Source organism: Pseudoalteromonas sp. AWH4_217 (assembly GCF_056161105.1).
In genome coordinates this window covers 321,666-341,391 of the sequence record NZ_JBSWYM010000003.1, presented here as the reverse complement: position 1 = coordinate 341,391, position 19,726 = coordinate 321,666, and the positions used below count along the sequence as shown (strand labels likewise).

General features: G+C 45.6%; 20 protein-coding genes and 1 tRNA gene. 17 read left to right on the top strand and 4 right to left on the bottom strand.

The annotated features are described in order from the left end of the window. Positions 1-7: 7 nt before the first annotated feature. The 12 genes from cmk to ACXAH1_RS04950 all read left to right on the top strand — a co-directional run bounded on the left by cmk (position 8) and on the right by ACXAH1_RS04950 (position 8,285). Positions 8-715 (top strand): (d)CMP kinase, encoded by a 708-nt coding sequence (cmk, locus tag ACXAH1_RS05005; RefSeq protein ID WP_475194398.1) that lies wholly within the window; start codon positions 8-10, stop codon positions 713-715. 95 nt (positions 716-810) lie between these two features. Continuing rightward, on the top strand, positions 811-2,478 hold the full coding sequence (gene rpsA / locus ACXAH1_RS05000; RefSeq protein ID WP_010384522.1) for a 30S ribosomal protein S1: 1,668 nt from the start codon (positions 811-813) through the stop codon (positions 2,476-2,478). A gap of 58 nt (positions 2,479-2,536) precedes the next feature. Next, the gene (gene ihfB, locus ACXAH1_RS04995; protein WP_046004371.1) at positions 2,537-2,827 is read left to right on the top strand and encodes an integration host factor subunit beta; all 291 of its coding nucleotides are present in this window, start codon (positions 2,537-2,539) and stop codon (positions 2,825-2,827) included. A 15-nt stretch (positions 2,828-2,842) separates the two neighbouring features. After that, positions 2,843-3,106 carry a lipopolysaccharide assembly protein LapA domain-containing protein gene (locus ACXAH1_RS04990; protein ID WP_253045012.1) on the top strand — a complete coding sequence of 88 codons (264 nt, stop codon included), beginning with the start codon at positions 2,843-2,845 and terminating at the stop codon, positions 3,104-3,106. After that, a complete protein-coding gene (lapB, locus tag ACXAH1_RS04985; protein WP_475194397.1) occupies positions 3,103-4,254 on the top strand; it encodes a lipopolysaccharide assembly protein LapB in 1,152 nt (383 codons plus the stop codon). Before ACXAH1_RS04990 ends, lapB begins: the two co-directional genes overlap by 4 nt. Before the next feature lie 34 nt (positions 4,255-4,288). Further along, on the top strand, positions 4,289-4,999 hold the full coding sequence (pyrF, locus tag ACXAH1_RS04980) for an orotidine-5'-phosphate decarboxylase (RefSeq protein WP_475194396.1): 711 nt from the start codon (positions 4,289-4,291) through the stop codon (positions 4,997-4,999). 349 nt (positions 5,000-5,348) lie between these two features. Further along, complete coding sequence (locus ACXAH1_RS04975) at positions 5,349-5,762, top strand: UBA domain-containing protein (RefSeq protein WP_253045015.1); 414 nt, start codon at positions 5,349-5,351, stop codon at positions 5,760-5,762. Between the two features lie 138 nt (positions 5,763-5,900). Beyond that, positions 5,901-6,338 carry a nucleoside deaminase gene (locus tag ACXAH1_RS04970; RefSeq protein ID WP_475194393.1) on the top strand — a complete coding sequence of 146 codons (438 nt, stop codon included), beginning with the start codon at positions 5,901-5,903 and terminating at the stop codon, positions 6,336-6,338. Between the two features lie 176 nt (positions 6,339-6,514). Then, complete coding sequence (locus tag ACXAH1_RS04965; RefSeq protein ID WP_475194392.1) at positions 6,515-6,886, top strand: hypothetical protein; 372 nt, start codon at positions 6,515-6,517, stop codon at positions 6,884-6,886. A 121-nt stretch (positions 6,887-7,007) separates the two neighbouring features. Further along, positions 7,008-7,098: transfer RNA gene (locus ACXAH1_RS04960), tRNA-Ser, on the top strand. 51 nt (positions 7,099-7,149) lie between these two features. Then, the gene (locus tag ACXAH1_RS04955; protein WP_475194389.1) at positions 7,150-7,515 is read left to right on the top strand and encodes a hypothetical protein; all 366 of its coding nucleotides are present in this window, start codon (positions 7,150-7,152) and stop codon (positions 7,513-7,515) included. 152 nt (positions 7,516-7,667) lie between these two features. Beyond that, complete coding sequence (locus ACXAH1_RS04950; protein WP_054015030.1) at positions 7,668-8,285, top strand: FKBP-type peptidyl-prolyl cis-trans isomerase; 618 nt, start codon at positions 7,668-7,670, stop codon at positions 8,283-8,285. Between the two features lie 64 nt (positions 8,286-8,349). Here ACXAH1_RS04950 and ACXAH1_RS04945 read toward each other — a convergent pair whose 3' ends face one another. After that, positions 8,350-10,770, bottom strand: coding sequence for a methyl-accepting chemotaxis protein (locus ACXAH1_RS04945; RefSeq protein WP_475194387.1), 2,421 nt, complete (start codon positions 10,768-10,770; stop codon positions 8,350-8,352). Positions 10,771-10,940: 170 nt separating this feature from the next. On the opposite strand from ACXAH1_RS04945, the gene ACXAH1_RS04940 reads away from it, so the two are divergent. The 4 genes from ACXAH1_RS04940 (at position 10,941) to ACXAH1_RS04925 (ending at position 14,503) form a co-directional block, all read left to right on the top strand. Continuing rightward, positions 10,941-11,933 carry a cytochrome-c peroxidase gene (locus ACXAH1_RS04940; protein WP_475194386.1) on the top strand — a complete coding sequence of 331 codons (993 nt, stop codon included), beginning with the start codon at positions 10,941-10,943 and terminating at the stop codon, positions 11,931-11,933. 10 nt (positions 11,934-11,943) lie between these two features. Then, complete coding sequence (locus ACXAH1_RS04935; RefSeq protein WP_475194385.1) at positions 11,944-12,552, top strand: cupredoxin domain-containing protein; 609 nt, start codon at positions 11,944-11,946, stop codon at positions 12,550-12,552. A gap of 10 nt (positions 12,553-12,562) precedes the next feature. Continuing rightward, positions 12,563-13,144 (top strand): cytochrome P460 family protein, encoded by a 582-nt coding sequence (locus ACXAH1_RS04930; RefSeq protein WP_475194383.1) that lies wholly within the window; start codon positions 12,563-12,565, stop codon positions 13,142-13,144. 141 nt (positions 13,145-13,285) lie between these two features. Next, complete coding sequence (locus tag ACXAH1_RS04925) at positions 13,286-14,503, top strand: glycoside hydrolase family 18 protein (protein ID WP_475194380.1); 1,218 nt, start codon at positions 13,286-13,288, stop codon at positions 14,501-14,503. Positions 14,504-14,560: 57 nt separating this feature from the next. Here the strand turns inward: ACXAH1_RS04925 and asnS are convergent, their stop codons facing one another. Then, positions 14,561-15,958 carry an asparagine--tRNA ligase gene (gene asnS / locus ACXAH1_RS04920; protein ID WP_475194378.1) on the bottom strand — a complete coding sequence of 466 codons (1,398 nt, stop codon included), beginning with the start codon at positions 15,956-15,958 and terminating at the stop codon, positions 14,561-14,563. Between the two features lie 363 nt (positions 15,959-16,321). On the opposite strand from asnS, the gene ACXAH1_RS04915 reads away from it, so the two are divergent. After that, complete coding sequence (locus ACXAH1_RS04915) at positions 16,322-16,756, top strand: AAA family ATPase (RefSeq protein WP_475194375.1); 435 nt, start codon at positions 16,322-16,324, stop codon at positions 16,754-16,756. A 68-nt stretch (positions 16,757-16,824) separates the two neighbouring features. Here ACXAH1_RS04915 and ACXAH1_RS04910 read toward each other — a convergent pair whose 3' ends face one another. Together ACXAH1_RS04910 and bioA are read right to left on the bottom strand one after the other, a co-directional pair. Beyond that, positions 16,825-18,162: a KamA family radical SAM protein gene (locus ACXAH1_RS04910; RefSeq protein WP_054015033.1), complete on the bottom strand. Its 1,338-nt coding sequence runs from the start codon at positions 18,160-18,162 to the stop codon at positions 16,825-16,827. Between the two features lie 174 nt (positions 18,163-18,336). Next, positions 18,337-19,626, bottom strand: a complete 1,290-nt coding sequence (gene bioA / locus ACXAH1_RS04905) for an adenosylmethionine--8-amino-7-oxononanoate transaminase (protein ID WP_475194374.1) — start codon at positions 19,624-19,626, stop codon at positions 18,337-18,339. Between the last annotated feature and the right edge of the window lie 100 nt (positions 19,627-19,726).

The following is a 19,726-nucleotide window of genomic DNA, read 5'->3' as shown; positions in this document are numbered from 1 at the left end:
GGTTTAAATGCAGGCTGTAATGCCAGTAATCACCGTAGACGGTCCAAGCGGCTCAGGTAAAGGAACGGTTTGTCGTTTGCTTGCCGAAAAGCTCGATTGGGACGTGTTGGATAGTGGCGCTATTTATCGCGTTTTATCTTTGGCCGCTATTCATCATCATATTGCACTCGATAACGAAGAGGCTTTAGTGCCTCTGGCCGCGAATCTGGATGTTCAGTTTCCAATCGATGGTGTTACGAAAAAAATTAAAGTGATACTTGAAGGTGAGGACGTAACACATACCATTCGTAATGAGGAAGTAGGCGCAGCGGCGTCAAAAATAGCCGCATTACCCCGGGTTCGTGAAGCGCTACTGCGTCGCCAAAGAGCCTTTCGCAGTGAAAGTGGTCTGATTGCCGATGGCAGAGATATGGGCACTATCGTTTTCCCAAAAGCTGAATTGAAAATTTATTTAACAGCCAGTGCACAAGAGCGTGCAAAGCGTCGTTATCTGGAGTTGAAGGATAAAGGCCTGGATGTTACACTAGATGGTCTTTTAAGCGAGATTGAAGCTCGTGATGACCGTGATATGAATCGCAAAGTCGCACCTTTGGTGCCTGCGGATGACGCTATCGTGGTTGATACAACTGAATTAGATGCAGAACAAGTGTTTGCGAAAGTCGCCACTTTGGTTCAAGAGGCGATTGCCGCTGGTAAATTGCCCGCATCGGTCTAGATTTTTTACCGCGTTGGCAGGAAGCCGACGTTATATTAACCACCCCATGCAGCATGGTTGCTAATTGGAATGTTTATTTATGAGACGTATTTAGTATGTCAGAAAATTTTGCGCAGTTATTTGAAGAAAGCCTAAAGGGTTTTGAAGCAGAGCAAGGCTCTATCGTTAAAGGTACAGTTATTTCAATCGAGAACAACATTGTTCTTGTTGATGCTGGCCTTAAGTCTGAAAGTGCAATCCCTGCAGAGCAATTCAAAAATGCTGCTGGTGAACTAGAAGTTGCTGTTGGCGACGAAGTAGATGTTGCACTAGACGCAATCGAAGATGGTTTCGGTGAAACTATCCTTTCTCGTGAGAAAGCGAAGCGTCACGAAGCTTGGATCCGCCTTGAGAAAGCTTGTGAAGAACAAGAAACTGTTGTTGGTATCATCAACGGTAAAGTTAAAGGTGGTTTCACAGTTGAAGTTGATTCAATCCGTGCATTCCTACCTGGTTCACTTGTTGACGTTCGTCCAGTACGTGACACAACACACCTTGAAGGTAAAGAGCTTGAGTTCAAAGTAATCAAGCTTGACCAGAAGCGTAACAACGTAGTTGTTTCTCGTCGTGCTGTTATTGAGTCTGAAAACTCACAAGAGCGTGAAGAGCTGCTGGCTAACCTTGTTGAAGGTCAAGAAGTTAAAGGTATCGTTAAGAACCTGACAGACTACGGTGCGTTCGTAGATCTGGGCGGTGTTGACGGCCTACTTCACATCACTGACATGGCTTGGAAGCGCGTTAAGCACCCAAGTGAGATCGTAAATGTTGGTGACGAGATCGCTGTTAAAGTACTTAAGTTCGACAAAGAGAAAACGCGTGTTTCTCTAGGTCTTAAGCAACTTGGCGAAGATCCATGGGCAGCTATCGCTGGTCGTTACCCAGAAGGCGCTAAGCTAACTGGTCGTGTTACTAACCTGACTGACTACGGTTGTTTCGTTGAAATCGAAGAAGGCGTTGAAGGTCTGGTACACGTATCTGAAATGGACTGGACTAACAAGAACATCCACCCTTCAAAAGTTGTATCACTAGGTGACACAGTTGAAGTGATGGTTCTTGAAATCGACGAAGAGCGTCGTCGTATTTCTCTAGGTCTTAAGCAGTGTAAAGCTAACCCTTGGCAAGAATTTGCTCGTCTACAGAACAAAGGCGACCAAGTTACTGGTAAGATCAAGTCTATCACTGACTTCGGTATCTTCATCGGTCTTGACGGTGGTATCGACGGTCTTGTACACCTGTCTGACATTTCTTGGAACACGCCTGGCGAAGAAGCTGTACGTGAATACAAGAAAGGCGATGAGATTTCTGCAATCGTTCTTCAGGTTGACCCAGAGCGTGAGCGTATCTCACTAGGCGTTAAGCAAATCGAAGCTGATCCTTTCAATAACTACCTAGACGCAAACAAAAAAGGTGCTATTGTTAAAGGTAAAGTGACAGACGTTGACGCGAAAGGCGCAACTGTTGAGCTTATCGAAGGCGTTGAAGGCTACATCCGTGTTGCTGACATCGCACAAGAGCGCATCGAAGACGCAACTAGCGTTGTTTCTGCAGGCGACGAAATTGAAGCTAAATTTGTAGGTGTTGATCGTAAGAACCGTACTATCAGCCTATCTGTTAAAGCTATCTTCGAAGCTGAAGAGAAAGAAGCGCTTGAGAAGCTGAAGAAAGAAGAGCCTGCATTCGAAAATGCAATGGCTGCAGCTTTCAAAAACGCTCAAAAAGACTAATACTCAGTCTTGAATAGAAGGGCACTTTTGCCCTTCTTTTTTATCTAAAGGAAACGCTATGACAAAGTCAGAACTAATCGAAAAACTTGCTGAGCAACATATTCACGTTCCAGTCAAAGACGTTGAAAATGCGGTAAAAGAGATTTTAGAGCAGATGGCAGGTTCGCTTTCAAGCTCGGATCGTATCGAAATCCGCGGCTTTGGTAGCTTTTCACTCCACTATCGTTCACCTCGTACGGGCCGTAACCCTAAAACTGGTGAAACTGTAGAGCTGGATGGAAAGTACGTACCTCACTTTAAACCAGGTAAAGAACTTCGCGACCGCGTAAACGCCAGTCTTGAAAGCTGAATAAAGAGGTAACGCTTGATCCAGGTTGTAAGAAAAGGATTATTTTTGGTACTGGTGATAATCGCTTTTGTACTGGGGACACAAAACCCAGCTTTGGTCAGAGTGGATTATATCATCGCCAGTTCAGAAGTACCGTTGGCCAGTTTAATGAGCCTTTGCGTGGTATTCGGTTTGGTATTAGGGCTGTTGCTGGGCGTTGGCAAAATAACGCAGTTAAAAAGGCAAATTCGCCAACAGCAGAGAGTCAATCATTCGACGCAAGCGCAAAGTAATAAATGATAGAGTTACTTTTCCTATTGCTTCCGGTAGCAGCTGCTTATGGCTACGTTATGGGGAAAAACAGCGCTAAGAATCAAGCTCATGAACAAAACCGAAAAATTACTTCGGAGTACAGCAAAGGATTAAAGTTTCTTTTAGATAGAGAAGAAGATCAGGGCCTTGAACACCTGATAAAATTATTAGAGGTCAGTGCTGACTCAGTGGAGCACTACCTCATACTTGCCACCTTATTCCGCAAAAGGGGTGAGCTCGATCGAGCCATCCGTATTCATGAGCTTTTACTTAAGCAACCCAGTTTGGACAAACAGATTATCCAATCTTGCAAACTCGCCCTTGCTGAAGACTACATCATGGCCGGTTTATTAGACAGTGCTGAAGAGCACTTAGTCGAGTTGGTTAAAGCGGATTATGAAGAAGCATTGACGCCCATTATTCAGCTTTACTCGCAAACGCGAGAATGGCAAAAGGGTGTCAATATGTATGAAAGCCATTCAGACCTGTTTACAGAACAAGTTTATTGTGCCGCAATTGCCAATTTTTATTGCGAAGCTGCACTTGATAGCCAAGGTCAGCAGCAGTGTGAAACAGAGTATTTTGAGCGAGCGCTCAAGTTGCCAAAGATCACAATCAGACCGCTTTTTGAACTAGGTCACGATGCTCTGGGCAAAGAGGATAATGTTAAAGCCATTTATTACTGGCGCAAGTTGGTATCGCAATTCCCCTGTGCCATTCCGCTTGTATTGCAAGACCTACAAACTTGCTACCAACGCCTTAATATTGAGCATGAGTTTTATACGTTGGTGAATGATTTGCTCAATGCCAGCGGCGTGCTGGTAAAAATAAAGCACTGTGAAGGCCTCATGGAATCAGGCCACACAGAGCAGGCGGTTGAATATCTCACAGACACGTTAAAGCGTGAACCATCAATTCGTGGTTTCAGTTTTTTGCTTAAATTACTCGCGCGAAGACAAGATAAGTTTCAATCTGTATTAAATGAAGTAGACAACCTGGTGTCTGCCTATGTAGCTACAAAACCAGACTACCAGTGTCGCAACTGTGGTTTCACCAGCCACACACTCTATTGGTTATGTCCTTCCTGTAAGTCTTGGGAGTCAATACTGCCAAGTCAGGGCGTGGACGGGTATTAAAAATCGACATGTTAAAAGGTGAAATAGGTCAACTATGTCAAACACTGAAATGAAAAAGGTGCTTATTGCACTGGATTACGACAATGAAGCTGCTGCGCTGGCGTTTGTATCTCAGCTTTCTCCGAGTGAATGTCGACTAAAAGTTGGAAAAGAAATGTTTACCTACTTCGGTCCTCAGTTTGTTTCAAAGCTGATTGATAAAGGGTTTGATGTATTTCTGGATTTGAAGTTCCATGATATCCCAAATACTGTCGCTAAAGCTGTAACTGCTGCAGCCGAGCTGGGTGTTTGGATGGTCAACGTGCATGCCAGTGGTGGCACCGAGATGATGAGCAAAGCCAAACAAGCACTCGAAGCTTATGGAGACAAAGCTCCCTTGCTGATTGCAGTAACAGTGCTGACCAGCATGGACCAGGCACAGCTCAGCAAACTGGGCGTAGACAAAACGCCTCAAGAGCAGGTGCTTTACTTAGCAAAACTGGCAAAAGAATCAGGGCTCGATGGTGTTGTGTGCTCAGCTCAGGAAGCGCAATCCCTTAAAGCTGAGTTAGGTAATGATTTTTGTCTGGTCACACCGGGGATCCGCCCTGCAGGGAGTGATGCCGGAGATCAGAAACGTATTATGACACCAGAGCTGGCAATAAAATCGGGCAGTGATTATCTTGTGGTTGGCAGACCTATCACTCAGGCTACCGATCCGGTTCAGGCCCTGAGCGCCATCAACGAGTCAATTAAGGGTCTTTAAACCAAACTGGATACCACTTTCAGACCAGCTAACTTCAGGTAGCTGGTCTTGTTGCGCTAACTCAATGGACTAGGGCGACTATCGCATTTCCTATTACACCAATTTCACTTGATATCTGTTCAATCTATATGTCGATGCCTGTGCGGTAGTATGACGCGTGAGCGATGTTATTTACCATATTTTATCGCCTTTAAAGCGTAAGCTGAATAGGCAAATCGCTATCACCGCGTGCCCATATTAAGTTGGTTACTCAATTAAGATTAGAAAAAACGACCCTATATCTATTAGCCTGCTACACTAATATTGTTACAGGAAGTTTATATAATGTTATCACTATCAAGGAGCTGATATGGACCAGCAACAAGTGGCCAGCATAGTGCATGGCCTGGCTAATGGCATTGATCCCATCACAGGAGAGATCCTGCCTGCACAATCGCCTTATAACCACCCAGACGTGATTAGGGCGCTTTTCCAGTCTTTACAGTGGCAGCCAAAGGCCAGAAAGGTAAAGAGAACCTTGGCTCAAAAGCAGCAGGAAAACCTTGAGAAAGGACTACCGAAAAATTACGGTTTACCCTGGTCAGAAAAAGATATAGCGCAGGTGCTTGAACAATATAAAGGGAATGTGGAGATCGACAGGATTGCAGTTAATTTGGCCAGAAAGCCTGGCTCAATCATTGCGGTACTGAACAAACAAGGTGTAGTTGACGATGTCCGTGCTCAACAGCTCAATCAGCAATACAGGTATCAGGCGCAGCGTTAAAGCGTTAATCTGCTTTTATAACACCGCAACATCCAATTAGGCTATTCTTATTTTGTCCTCAATTACATGCTAGCTTGGATGAAGTTGAGGACGATCCGTCTTCATATTCGAATTAGTAAAAACATCAGGAGTGCAGCGATGGATAAGTTTTTAGCGGCGGCGATTGAAGAAGCGAAAAAGGGCCTTGATGAAGGAGGGATCCCGATTGGTTCTGTTCTGGTCCATAAAGGCCAAATAATTGGGCGTGGGCATAATCAGAGAGTCCAGAAGGGGAGTACGGTGCTACATGGCGAAATGGATGCATTGGAAAATGCCGGCCGTTTGAGCGCTGCGATATATAAAGAGTGTACTTTATATACCACTTTGTCGCCTTGCCCAATGTGCTCAGGAACCGTCATGCTTTACGGTATACCGAAAGTAGTGATAGGAGAAAACAAAAACTTTATGGGCAACGAAGCGTTACTTCGTGAAAATGGTGTAGAGCTGGATGTCCGTCAGGATCCTGAGTGCATCACTATGATGGACGAGTTTATCAAAGCCCGCCCGGATCTATGGAATGAAGACATAGGTGAATGACCTTATCGAAAGTGACTAGCTTATCCAGACAGCTGGCAGGTCTTTGAGACTGTGATGTGCGTCATTAAAAAAGGAACTTAGTCCACTAATTCTTCTTCTTGCGGTTGTTTTGTGACCTGAATGTTTGTTAGGCTAAAGCGTAGCAGTCTCAGAACACAATTATAAGAAGAATAGTAATGGGCAATCTTTTTTTAAAAGAACGGGAGAATTGGTGGACTTGGATTGTCTGGGGTATTTTAGGGTGTGTTTCTACTGGTATCTTACTGCCGCACATCAGTGAGGTGTGGTTAGCATTATTGTCACCAGCTTGCTTTCTGCTCATATTAACAAGTTGGATGAACTATAGTCGACGCTTTGACTTTAGTCGTGCATTTAAGGTACTCAGTTGTGTGACCGTCATGTCCGTCATTCCTATTTTTATTGAACATCTGTTTCCGGTAATTGATCCAACACAGGGCATCGTCGATATGGCGTTTGTGATACTCATATGCGTTGGGGTGAGCGTAATCGGCGCGCTGTTTGCGAGAAGACCAAAGCAGTATTATTAGCCGGCAACGCCGAAAAGTGGGTAAAATGCATAAAAGGTAACCACCTAATCATTGCTTTTGCAAAATATTGAATTAAGACTTTACATTTACGCCGCAGCACAATAGAATGCGCGCCAACAACGGAGAGATGGCTGAGTGGTTGAAAGCACCGGTCTTGAAAACCGGCATACGTTAATAGCGTATCTAGGGTTCAAATCCCTATCTCTCCGCCACCTCATTCCCAAAACCGCCTATACGGCGGTTTTTTTCGTTAGGAGGCAGTGATGACTAAGCAAGTTGTTATTCATAGTTCGTTATGGGTGATTTTCAGTTTCTTCTATTTAAGTGGTCTGCAGGCTGCGTTGGTATTGGCAATTGATGGTCAGGAGTATCCCAGTATCTGGATAACTTTGTTGTATACATTTGCCTTCAACCTGTTGGTGGGTCACATCATCACCAAGTATGAAAAATTATTCCCTATGATTGCTGGTGTGGTTATTTCGGTTTTCGGTGTAGTTGGCTTTGGTTGTTATTTCACCGAGCGATTGGTGGGTTACAGCAACGAGTTGATCATAGGTTTGACACTTAGTTTACCGTTTGCCACTTTCATGGTCAGAGAGTTCAAACTCAAAAACCAAAGCAAAACGTAACTAAGGCAGAACCTTCTTATTTTGGCAGGCAGCCAGGCTGCTTGCAGCGCTTTCCTGCGCTGTTTCTATAAAGTTATCTACCTCCCTGTTAGTCATCTATGCGCTGTGATACACTGCCGCTTCTTTTAAACTGATAAATAAGTGGATCTAATATGTCAGATTTATTCAACACAGATGCTGAAAAGGCAAGTTATGGTATTGGTTTGCAAATGGGTGAGCAACTTAAGTCTAACCCATTTGAAGGTTTGAACCTGAATTCGGTATTCGAAGGTATGAAAGATGCCTACGCCGGTGAAGCATTCCGTGTCGAGATCCCTGAGATCCAGGCTGCATTCGAAAAAATCAATGCAGAAATTCAACAGCGTCGTGAAGAAGAAGCCAAAGTACTGGCTGCTGAAGGCACTGCATTCCTGGAAGAAAATGCCAAGCGCGCTGAAATCACAGTAACTGAGTCTGGTCTGCAGTACGAAGTAATCGAAACAGGTGAAGGCGACAAGCCTGCAGCTGATTCAACTGTTCGTGTGCATTATCACGGTACTCTGATCAACGGTAACGTATTCGACAGCTCTTACGAGCGTGGTCAGCCTGCTGAGTTCCCAGTAAATGGCGTAATCAAAGGCTGGACTGAAGCACTACAGCTAATGCCTGTTGGTTCTAAGTGGCGTCTATACGTACCACATGACCTTGCTTATGGCGAGCGTGGTGCAGGTGCATCAATCGCACCATTCTCAACTCTGATCTTTGATGTTGAGTTGTTAGAAGTGCTATAAGCCAATAGCAAAGGCCGTTTATTGCAAACGGCCTTACCATTTCTTGTCACCTCAACCTTGCAAACTATTCATCAAAAAATGCATATAACTGGTTCAGTACTCGCTCTTGTTCTCTGTTGCTAATGGTAAATTCCAACCCGTAGTAGGCATGCTCGTCTGAACGATCTTCTTTACGAATGACTCTGGCGGCCAGCTCAAGTGGAGTCTGTTGCATGTACTCAGAGTAATTTTTCTTAGGCCTGAATAAAGTCAGAGTAACCGTGCTGTTAATGTCTAGCTCCTGATTCAATTGCTGACTTAGAATCACGCCACAGCCGACACAACTGAGTTCTCTGGTGATGGTAGAATAGATCTGATCACCTGTATCTATGTTCATCTTTATTTTTGCTTCTACTCGGTCAGAGCGCCTTTGTTCATGCTGTTGTTGAATGTATGTGTCTTTGTCTTCATCGAAGAAAAAGCCGTCCATCAGATTGTTCACAAGCTCTGAGGTCTGATATAAGTCGCCTCCAATCATAGAGACCATTTGTGCCTTTTCTGCATTTTGTTGAAGAGAAGCAAATAAGTGCTGGAGTTTAAGCTGCATTTCTACCATCTGATCGCTTTGTCGACTTGAGCGCTCAGCGATTTGTTCATTGGCAGATACTATTCGATCGATGGTATTGGTCATGGCTTTTAGCGCCTGACCGCTCTCTTCAGAGCGCGTTTTACTGACATTGACCTGATCGATGATGTCACTCATAAAGCTGATAACATCAGTGACCTTAGTGAGTAACTGTGTGATAACTTGCCTTATCTCGTCGGTGGAAGCTGCTGTGCGTTTTGCTAGACTCCTGACTTCATCGGCAACCACAGCGAATCCTCTGCCTTGTTCACCCGCCCTAGCTGCCTCTATGGCAGCGTTAAGTGCGATCAGAGCCGTTTGATCTGCGACCGTAGATATCGCGTCTGTTACGGTTTCGATTTGTTCACTTGCGGCTTGCAATTCCTCGACTTCTTTAGAGGCCACTTCAACAACTTCAACGGTTCTGTTCATTTCCTCCAGGTTACTATTTACGGCAGCGATACCTGAATCTGCTTCCAGTCTGGCCTGGTCAAGAATGCCTTTACTCTGTTCAATTGCACCACTAGACTCGTGTAGCAATTCCATGAAGCAATCAATAACCTGCATGACTTCGTTGTAACTGTCATTTTCACTTTTTGCGACGGAACTGATTTCAGTTGCAATGGCTGCCACCTGGTGCGCAGAGTGGCCGACTTGCCGAGATTGTCTTCTTACCGTAGAGATGGTCGAAGATAAAGACAGTGTCATATGGTTGAAGCTTTCTGACAGTTGATTAAGCTCGTCTTTGTGACGCATCGAGAAGTAACTTTCTTTGGTTTGAAAATTACCAACGGAAATATTTTGCGCACGCTCCAACAACAGTTGAACACGCTGTTTGAGTTTGTTGCTGAAAAGCAGGCTGATTGAGCTGGCTATAATCACCGTGATCAGAGAGGCGATTATGATGACGATAAACATATCGCTAAGTGAATTTTCCACCATTGAAATCCCATCAGCAGAAACTTGCGCAACATGCACATTTAACTCACTGAGTAGACTAAAGATTTGTTTGGTCAATGGTGAAATAACTTCCCGCAGATGTTTGGTGGCGAAATTCGCATCCGGACTTGCTTGTTTTTCAAAGGCTAAGATCGTCAGAGGCGCTATTTTCTCCCGCTCTTCACTATATGACGCCCATAGTGTCATTTGCTCATCGCTGAACAGTTCCTCGTAATCATCCAAGATGGCAACAAAGGCATCACTATTAGCAAACCAGGCTTGGTCAAAGCCATCGATGTTCTTTTGCTCTCTCGTCAACAAGTATGCGCGTAGTTCCGAAATTGCTGTTGCAAAACTCATCTTTGAATCTACCAGCAACTTGAACAACTCTATACGCTCTTCATCCGGTTCCTGTTCGAGTTCTGCGTTTATGAGTTCTGACAAAAGTCTGACCATAGACTCGGCTAACGGAATAGCCTGAGTTACAAGTATTTTCACGGCTGGTTCGTTATCAACCGTATTACTGATGTCAGACACCAACTGTTGCTCGGTCTTTAATTGATCTAAGTTTTGTTCAATGGTATTCAAAGTGCGATTATCAAAGCCAGTTTGTTGAGCCAGCTGTTGCAGCTGGGTAAAGTGTGTGTTGATGTCATCCCAGGCCGCTTGCCTGGCGGAGATGGAGTTGCGTCTTTCTTGCGGGTTGTTTCCTGTAATGATTTGTTCTTTTAAAGATATTTGGGTCTCAAGTATGGCCATTCTTAAGTCAGAGTTTGCTTTCACCAGCGGTAAGGAAACAGATGAGTATTGGGTGAAGCTTTGCCCAATAGAACCTGTATTTAGGTAGATAAAAAAATTACTGAAGATACCAAGAAAAGTAATGATACCAAAAGCAATTAACATTTGTATGGCGATACTTGGAACGATGCGTGATATATCCATCTGTTCTCACTTAATAAACTAGCACGAAAGAATCACCTCACAAGGTGAGGTAGCATTTATTTAACAAACGGTGTGTCAACGTGATTTATTTTTTGCATTATCGAAAAATATAGTCAATCCTTGCTGTAGTTCAAAAAATGTTCTGAACTTAGGCGTTGAAAGGGGGTGTAATGAAGGTAACGTGGTTGATGGCGTTTGCAGCATTTTGTGTGGTGAGTATGCCGATAATGGCCACTACCGTGAGTGACTTTGGGAACTTAGGTACGCCTGATGTAGACGATATCGAATATCCTGATGATGAGGAACCAAGTGAAAGAGAATTAAACCTTGGTAAAATCTTGTTCTTTGATACACGCCTTTCAAGACACCAAAATCAGTCATGTGCCACTTGCCACAATCCGGAGCTTGGGTTTAGTGACGGGCTAGCCAAAGGCATTGGTAGTGGCGGGGCTATCTTAGGCCGAAATGCGCCCCATCTGTATAATCTGGCCTGGTCAGTAACTTTTTTCTGGGATGGCCGAGCTGGCTCACTGGAAGAACAAGCTTTAGGGCCGTTAGTCTCTGAATTAGAAATGCAGATGACACCTAAGGATGTGGTTAAACGGTTGGAAGAAGTCAAATTCTATCGAGATGAGTTTGCTCATATATACGGCGAAGTTTCATTCGAAAATGTAGGCAAGGCCATCGCAGCTTTTGAAAGAACACTTGTCAGCGACAACTCTGCATTTGACCAGTATATTGCGGGCAATAAATCTGCTATGTCACCGTCAGCAATACGCGGCTTAAACGTGTTTGTTGGCAAAGGGAGATGCACAAAATGCCACGATGGTGCAAACTTTACAGATGATAGTTTTCACAATATTGGCATTGATAATCAGGATGATGGCCGATTCGAGTTTGATAAAAGTGTACAGTTTAAAGGTGCTTTCAAAACACCTGGATTGAGAAACATCATTATGAGTGCGCCTTATATGCACGATGGCTCACTTGGCACACTTGAAGAGGTGGTAGAGCACTACAACCAGGGCGCTGTCGGTGTTAAAAATGTAAGTCCGCTGATTGTCCCGCTTAATTTATCAATTCAGGAAAAGGCTGATTTGGTTGCCTTCATGGCAGCCCTGACTGACCCCGTTGTTGTTCAACGGCCCAGCATGCCAAAATAGAGGTAATACCATGATTAAACGCACGCTACTCACGTTCGGCCTTTGCATGGTTTTCGATGCACAAGCCGCAACACTAACGGGGGAATTATCCTTCGTGAAAAAGCCCCCCTTTGTCGGTATTCTTTATGCAAAAGGAGGTGAAGGGCCTAAAGCCGCGGAACTAGACCAGGCGAATAAAGTCTTCGATAAAAAAGTGGTTATTGTTGGTCAGAATGGCGAAATTACGTTTAAGAATTCTGATGAATTTCAGCATAATATCTTCGCCAACGACCCGAACTCAGGCGTTAAGTTTGATGTAGGTTTGATGAATCAGGGGCAGACAACGAAAGTAACGGCTAATTGGTCTGAAAATACGCTGACCCGCATTGGGTGCAAAATTCACCCAAAAATGCGCAGCTATATTGCCAATGTAAATTCTGACACCTATCAGGTTTTGCCTTTTACGAAAAAACAAAAAACTTATTCGATCGAACTAGATGCAGGGTCTGCCACCACATTTGTTCTACAAATCCCTAAGTACGATCCCGTCGAAGTAACGCTTTCACCCGGAGAGGCAAAGTCAGTGGAGGTATTGTATAAGGGGAAGCTAAGAGCAAATTTATCTTTGACTCTAAAATAAGGCACAGCGTATGAAACGGGTATTGCTATCGATGGCGGGAAGCCTGATCGCTATTTCGAGCCAAGTTTCAGCAGATCCATTTGGGGTATATCCATTTAAAATCCCAGAGCAGTATCGGGCAGAGCTGAATGGGTATCGCACACAATGGAAACGTGTAACAGGATTTGAACACTCTGGGTTACATTGGCAACAATTTATCGTTGTATTTCTTAATAAGGACGCAAGAATATACGAAAGTAACTATCTGGAGTATTTGCGGCTCTATCAGGATTATGATGAGGATGAAGACGAAGAAGAGCCTGTACCTAATTTTAGGCCATACTCTGAGGGCACGATTGTGCTGAAGGAAAACTTTTCTGCGAAGTCTGGTTCTCCTCACGAGGCCCTGACCATCACTATGATGATTAAGCGCCAGCCAGGTTATTCACCCGCACATGGTGATTGGGAATACGTGCAGTTTGATAAGCAAGGGAAAGTGATACTGGCAGGTAAGGGCTCAGACGGTGCAATCCAAAAAGTCTGTGCCAGCTGTCACGAAAGTATCAAAGAGCGCGATTACATTTTTGCTAATTTCTATTCAAAAAGTAAATAAATATTCGACTCCCATATTTTGGGGCATAAAAAAGAGTGTGCATAACAGGCGGTATGCGACACTATTATAAATCTTCAATTTTAAATTTTTTGTTAACGTGATATTTGTTGTGTTTAATATTTATACAACATGGAGCGCGTTATGTTTAAGAAAACCTGTCTAACTTTGGCGGTGGCTATATCTGGTCTGTCAATGCAGTCGGCCTGGGCACAAGATGCTTTCTGTCCAAGGGTGGAAGGCTTTTACTCTACCTGGGATTACCCGGCGGGCGGTCAGCTGGATGTTCAGGATCTGGCCACTGATAAACTCACCCATATTATAGTGGCATTTGCCTATCCCAATGCCGATGGCACGCTGAATACACTTGAGGCTGATCGCTATATCGACGACATTGTGGCACATGCTCATGCTAACAACACAGGCGTCATGATCTCAGTGGGCGGTGCTGGCGTCGACTTTTTGTCAATGGATGAGCAGGCCCGGACCAACCTGGTAAAAAACCTGGTTGCTTATGCTGAGCTACACAAATTAGACGGTATTGATGTCGACTGGGAAGACTGGAGTACATACAACCAGCCAAACCCAGTGGAAAGTGGTTATCTGCTGGAGCTGGTAAAAGATTTGAGAGCAGCTTTACCTGCGGACCTAGAGGTGAGTGTTGATGTTCAGGCCGGTGGTTGGTCGGGGATTAACTTCCATCCGGACTTAGACGAGTATGCGGATTACATACGCTTCATGGCCTATGACTATACCGGCGGCTGGGGTGGCTCACCGAAAAACCATCATGCTGCCTGGTCTTATATTCACGATGGCTTGGTTAATCCTGCCCAATGGAGCCAGAGCATGATCACTAAGTATGACGTGAGCAAAACCAGCTTAGGTATTCCTTTTTACAATAAGTCCTTCCCGGACGGGGTGAGTGGCCCTGTGATGACTTATACGGCGCGAGACATTGTCGAAACCTTTGTTGACGGACTTGGCGTAGATTACAACGCGGGCTTTTATGAGCTGGATAACTACCTGCATTTTTGGGAGACACCGGAGCTGGTGCGTACCAAGTCACAGTTTGTTGCCGACAATGGCTATCCGGGCATTTTTATCTGGGAGCTTCATCAGGATGCGCGCGGTGAGAATAAGCTCCTGGATGCCATTGGGGAGGTGCTACCTAAATGCCAGCCTTGTGCCGAGTCCTGGCAAGCTTACCCGAGTGTGTATCACACAGGGGACGTCGTGAGCTTTGCAGGAAAAAACTGGCGGGTTAATGGGGGGCCTTTGCATGGGGTTGCACCTATGACTGAAGGGCATGCGCACAGGTACACCGAATTGGGTGCGTGCCAGAACTATGTTGCAGCGCAATAAATAAGTCTAACAGGCATAAAAAAGCCCCAAAACGGGGCTTTTTAAAACTAAATTAGATTAGTAAGTTGCGCTACCTTTGGTGCGCGGGAAGGCGATAACGTCACGGACGTTGCCCATACCTGTTACATAAGCAACGAGGCGCTCAAAGCCCAGACCGAAGCCTGAGTGCGGCACTGTGCCGTATTTACGCAGGTCGCGGTACCAGCTGTAGTCTTCTTTATCCAAACCCATTTCTTCCAGGCGCTGGTCAAGCACATCCAGACGCTCTTCACGCTGAGAGCCACCGATGATCTCACCGATGCCCGGTGCAACAACGTCCATTGCGGCAACGGTTTTGCCGTCTTCGTTCTGGCGCATGTAGAAAGCTTTAATGTCACGCGGGTAGTTTTTGATAACAACCGGCGCATTAAAGTGCTCTTCTGCCAGGTAACGCTCGTGCTCTGACTGTAAGTCGACGCCCCAGTCAACCGGGAATTCAAACTTCTTACCACAGTTTTTCAGGATCTCGATCGCATCGGTGTAATCAACTTGTGCAAAGTCTTTGTCGATAAAGGACTCTAGACGCGTGATTGCCTGTTTTTCGATGCGTTGTGCGAAGAACTCCATGTCGTCACGGCGCTCTTCTAATACAGCTTTAAAGGCATATTTCAGCATGTCTTCGGCAAGGGCCGCAATGTCGTCCAGATCGGCAAAGGCGACTTCCGGCTCAACCATCCAGAATTCCGCCAGGTGACGCGAGGTATTCGAGTTCTCTGCGCGGAATGTTGGGCCAAACGTATAGATTTTTGACATGGCGCTGGCATACGTTTCGCCGTTCAGCTGACCAGATACGGTCAGGAAAGCTTCTTTACCAAAAAAGTCTTCGCTGTAATCAATGTCGCCCTTGTCTGTGCGCGGCAGGTTTTGCATATCCAGTGTAGAAACACGGAACATTTCGCCCGCACCTTCACAGTCACTCGCTGTGATGATAGGGGTGCTGATCCACATGTAGCCTCTTTCGTGGAAGAAACGGTGGATTGCTTGCGACAAACAGTTACGAACGCGAGTAACCGCGCCAATAACGTTGGTGCGTGGACGCAGGTGTGCATGCTCACGCAGATATTCGATGCTGTGACGCTTTGCTGCCATCGGGTAGGTATCCGGGTTCTCAACCCAGCCCAGTACTTCTACTTTGTTAGCCTGAATTTCAAAAGCCTGGCCCTGACCTTCAGAGGCCACCAGAACACCGGTCACGGCCACAGAGCAGCCAGCGGTAAGACGAGTCACTTCTTCATAATTATTAAGCGAATTAGGGACTACGGCTTGAATAGGATCGAAACAAGAACCGTCATGGACGGCTAGGAATGAAATACCCGCTTTTGAATCGCGTCGTGTACGGATCCAGCCTTTTACAGTAACCTGGCTGTCTACCGCAACGGTGCCTGCTAGTAGCTCCGTTATCGCTGTGTGGCTCATCTTTACTCCAAAATGATTATTTATAATTAGTCTGTTGCGTGTGTTGTTTAACTCACTGCCATGACCACGCTTTTTGCGCAGTCAGCTATGTCGTATCTTACCTGCGATAGACGCATAAAAAAACCATCAAATGCGGGTCTGAGCTAATTTCTTAAGGCTTTTTTATCCTCTTCGGGACGCGCAGGCAAGGTAACGATTAATATTTGCTCATATCAGAGCTGTATATTACGAGAAGTTGGCTGCCGTTTGCTGGTTACCGAGTAAAAACTGCGTGCCATTTGCCTGATGAATTACTTAAATGCAAAATTTATGGCATTATATCTGTCTACTACTAAGAAAAACTGGATATAAGTCGTTCAATAGATGAAACAGGCATTTATATTACGGGGATTACCTGGCTCTGGGAAAACACATTACGCTTACGCACTGGCAGACGAGCTGGTGGCAGGCGATGAAACGCAATTCATCATTTGCTCTACCGATGATTACTTTCATAATGAGCAGGGCGAATATCATTTTGAAAAGTTCAGACTACCGGAATACCATAATCTGAACCTGGCACGCTTTATCAATGCACTGGCTGAGGGGATCCCGCTGGTGATTGCCGACAATACCAATATCAAGCGCTGGGAGTTTGTTGCCTATGTCAGCGCTGCGCAGGCGATGGGGTATCAGGTCAAAGAAGTGATAGTCGGCGAAGTGAAAGATAAATCAATGCAGCATTTATATGCCAAACGTAACACGCATGGTGTGGCACTGAGAACCATCAGTAAAATGGCCTATATGTTTGAGTGGTAGTGGCAATAAGCGACTATCCGAAACGAAAAAGCCGACAAAGTTGTCGGCTTTTTTTAGGGCTAGAAATCTTACATGGCTTCGTATTCGTCCTGCCAGAAGAATTTCTCTTCGCCAAATGCCGGTTTAAGGCCATCAAGCCAGGTCGCTTCTTCATCGTATTTTGCAAAGAAAGGTCTCTGCACCCAGTCCGGGTTACGGGCTTGAATAAAGCGTAATACAAACACTTTCTCGCCGTTAATTTCTGTTACACCAGAGACTTCAACTTTACCCGGGCCTGCACTCATAGAAGGTCCGCGCACCGTGCGGCTCACACCCGATACATCTTTATAGGCATCGCGGAAGATTTCCCAGGTCTTGTAAAGCGGCAATTCAAAGTACCGCTTAGCACCAGTATCACGCTCAATGAACATGTAATAGGGGATCATGCCCATTTGTGTCTGCTCTTTCCACATCTCAGACCACATCTTAGGGTCGGTGTTGAGGTGGTTAAGCAAAGGCGCCTGAGTACGGATCTGTACACCAGTCTTACGTAGCAATTTAATCGCTTCTTTGGCAATGTCAGTGCGTAGCTCTTGCTTGTGATTAACGTGAGCCATAATAGACACGTGCTTACCAGCGTCGACCAGCTCTTTAAGCAGGGCTAACAAGTCTTGTGCGTCCGGATCGGTCACATAACGGAATGGCCAGAAAGTCAGAGACTTAGTACCAATACGAATAGTACGAATATGATCAAAGCGCGGCTCTTTCAGCGCTTCCAGGTATTTACGGAGCTTAACGGTGCGCATTACCATAGGGTCACCGCCTGTCATAAGCAGATCGGTCACTTCTGTGTGCTCTTCCAGATAGCTGTGTAGTAGATCTTCGTCGTTGTTGTTAAAGCGGGTTGCTTTACCAACGAACTGTGCCCAGCGGAAACAGAAAGTACAGTAAGAGTGGCAGTACTGGCCCTGTGCCGGGAAGAACAGCACGGTTTCTTTGTATTTGTGCTGAATACCTTCAACGCGCTCACCGTCAAAGGTGGGGACGTTTTTATCCATCTGACCGGCTGGATGCGGATTAAGCTTTTGTCTTAACTTGGTCGATAGCTCAAAAACTTCTTCTGGTGTGTGCTCACGCTTAAGCAGTGCGGCCATTTCTTCGTACGACTCGTCGTCCAGCATACCACGCTGAGGGAAAGTAAGCTGAAAAACGGGATCGTTAGGTACTTTGTCCCAGTCAATCAGTTCATCAATAACATAGTTGTTCACGCGGAAAGGGAAAACGTTTGCAACCACCTTCATCTGGAAGCGCAGGTGCTCAGGCAGTTTTTCAAGTTGCTCAATTTTATCAATCTGACGGTGTTGATAAACAGTAAAGCGCGGTGGCTGATAAGCTTCAGCTGGCTGCAATTTGACGGTTTGTTGCATAGTTACTCGATTCTCAACTCTATTTCGAAATTCACAATCAAAGTCGCCTAGTCTAACAAAGCCATGAAATGATTTCAGGTACAAACGATGAAATATCTTAAATAATTGCAAAATTGGCAAAAAAAGTGCCAATTTTGCTTTTATTGTCGCACTTTTTAGCTGTGCTGAGGAAAGCTAGTACGCGTTCTGTGCGATGGCGTCATAAATCCCATCAGCCAGCTGCGCGATATCTTCATCCGGTGTGATATACGGAGGCATCAGATAAATCAGCCTGCCAAACGGGCGGATCCACAAGCCTTTTTCAATAAAAAAGCGCTGTATCTTTGCCACATCTATGGTGCGGTTTACTTCAACCACCCCGATAGCCCCCAGCACTCTGACATCCTCCACCGCATCGAGGCTTTTACAGCGCTCGAGCAACGTTAAACTATTCGCCAGCCGTTGGACCTGTTGTTGCCAGGCATTCGTTTGCAACAGGGTCAGGCTTGCATTTGCAGCAGCGCAAGCCAACGGATTACCCATAAAAGTGGGGCCGTGCATTAGTACTTTGGCTTCGCCCTGACTGATCCCAATGGCTATCTCATCTGTGGTGAGCGTTGCCGACAGTGTCATGGTGCCACCGGTCAGGGCTTTACCCAGGCACAGAATATCCGGGCTAATGTCGGCGTGCTCGCAGGCAAATAGTTTTCCGGTACGGCCAAAGCCGGTAGCTATCTCATCGAGGATCAGCAAAACATCATATTGGTCGCATAGTGTGCGGAGCTTTTTCAGGTAATCCGGGTGATAGAAGTTCATCCCGCCGGCATTTTGCACTATGGGCTCAATGATAAACGCGGCAACCTCCTGATGATGGGCTGCAAATGACGCTTCAAGTTGTGCAAGCTCTTCTTCACATGCCTGTTCATGGAAGCGCCCGGAGGGTGCTGGCACAAAAATATGCTCCGGCAGAAAGCCCTGGTACATGCTGTGCATAGAATTCACCGGATCGCACACACTCATGGCGGCAAAGGTGTCGCCATGATAGCCTTTTTGCGCTGTCATCAGTTTAGTTTTGCGTGTGTGGCCCTGGCTTAGCCAGTACTGCAGAGCCATTTTAATCGCCACTTCAACGCTAACCGAGCCACTGTCTGCCAAAAACACTTTATTGAGGGGAGCCGGGGTCATGGCAACCAGCTTTTTACACAACTCAACCGCCGGTGCATGGGTCAGCCCGCCAAACATCACATGGCTCATCTTGCCTGCTTGCTCAGTAATTGCAGTTACGATATCGGGGTGGTTATAGCCATGAATGGCGCTCCACCAGGATGCCATACCATCAATTAATTCTTCGCCTGTTTCCAGGTGGATACGGTTGTCCTGGGTATGGCTAGCCGGGTAAACGGGCAGGGGATCCAGCATGGAGGTGTAGGGGTGCCAGATATGCGCTTTATCAAAGGCTAAATCAATTGTGTTATTATTACTCACTTGTAAACCTTGTTTAAGTGGTCCGTGTTGACAATGGTAAAGCAAGAAGTAGACTAAGCCAATCACCGTCATAACAACTGACTAAAAAATGTCAGTCAAA

Excerpts from the sequence above, each read along its gene's own strand:
- cmk (WP_475194398.1), top strand. The coding sequence starts at position 8 with ATGCAGGCTGTAATGCCAGTAATCACCGTAGACGGTCCAAGCGGCTCA.
- rpsA (WP_010384522.1), top strand. The coding sequence starts at position 811 with ATGTCAGAAAATTTTGCGCAGTTATTTGAAGAAAGCCTAAAGGGTTTT.
- ihfB (WP_046004371.1), top strand. The coding sequence starts at position 2,537 with ATGACAAAGTCAGAACTAATCGAAAAACTTGCTGAGCAACATATTCAC.
- lapB (WP_475194397.1), top strand. The coding sequence starts at position 3,103 with ATGATAGAGTTACTTTTCCTATTGCTTCCGGTAGCAGCTGCTTATGGC.
- pyrF (WP_475194396.1), top strand. The coding sequence starts at position 4,289 with ATGTCAAACACTGAAATGAAAAAGGTGCTTATTGCACTGGATTACGAC.
- ACXAH1_RS04975 (WP_253045015.1), top strand. The coding sequence starts at position 5,349 with ATGGACCAGCAACAAGTGGCCAGCATAGTGCATGGCCTGGCTAATGGC.
- ACXAH1_RS04970 (WP_475194393.1), top strand. The coding sequence starts at position 5,901 with ATGGATAAGTTTTTAGCGGCGGCGATTGAAGAAGCGAAAAAGGGCCTT.
- ACXAH1_RS04965 (WP_475194392.1), top strand. The coding sequence starts at position 6,515 with ATGGGCAATCTTTTTTTAAAAGAACGGGAGAATTGGTGGACTTGGATT.
- ACXAH1_RS04955 (WP_475194389.1), top strand. The coding sequence starts at position 7,150 with ATGACTAAGCAAGTTGTTATTCATAGTTCGTTATGGGTGATTTTCAGT.
- ACXAH1_RS04950 (WP_054015030.1), top strand. The coding sequence starts at position 7,668 with ATGTCAGATTTATTCAACACAGATGCTGAAAAGGCAAGTTATGGTATT.
- ACXAH1_RS04945 (WP_475194387.1), bottom strand. The coding sequence starts at position 10,770 with ATGGATATATCACGCATCGTTCCAAGTATCGCCATACAAATGTTAATT.
- ACXAH1_RS04940 (WP_475194386.1), top strand. The coding sequence starts at position 10,941 with ATGAAGGTAACGTGGTTGATGGCGTTTGCAGCATTTTGTGTGGTGAGT.
- ACXAH1_RS04935 (WP_475194385.1), top strand. The coding sequence starts at position 11,944 with ATGATTAAACGCACGCTACTCACGTTCGGCCTTTGCATGGTTTTCGAT.
- ACXAH1_RS04930 (WP_475194383.1), top strand. The coding sequence starts at position 12,563 with ATGAAACGGGTATTGCTATCGATGGCGGGAAGCCTGATCGCTATTTCG.
- ACXAH1_RS04925 (WP_475194380.1), top strand. The coding sequence starts at position 13,286 with ATGTTTAAGAAAACCTGTCTAACTTTGGCGGTGGCTATATCTGGTCTG.
- asnS (WP_475194378.1), bottom strand. The coding sequence starts at position 15,958 with ATGAGCCACACAGCGATAACGGAGCTACTAGCAGGCACCGTTGCGGTA.
- ACXAH1_RS04915 (WP_475194375.1), top strand. The coding sequence starts at position 16,322 with ATGAAACAGGCATTTATATTACGGGGATTACCTGGCTCTGGGAAAACA.
- ACXAH1_RS04910 (WP_054015033.1), bottom strand. The coding sequence starts at position 18,162 with ATGCAACAAACCGTCAAATTGCAGCCAGCTGAAGCTTATCAGCCACCG.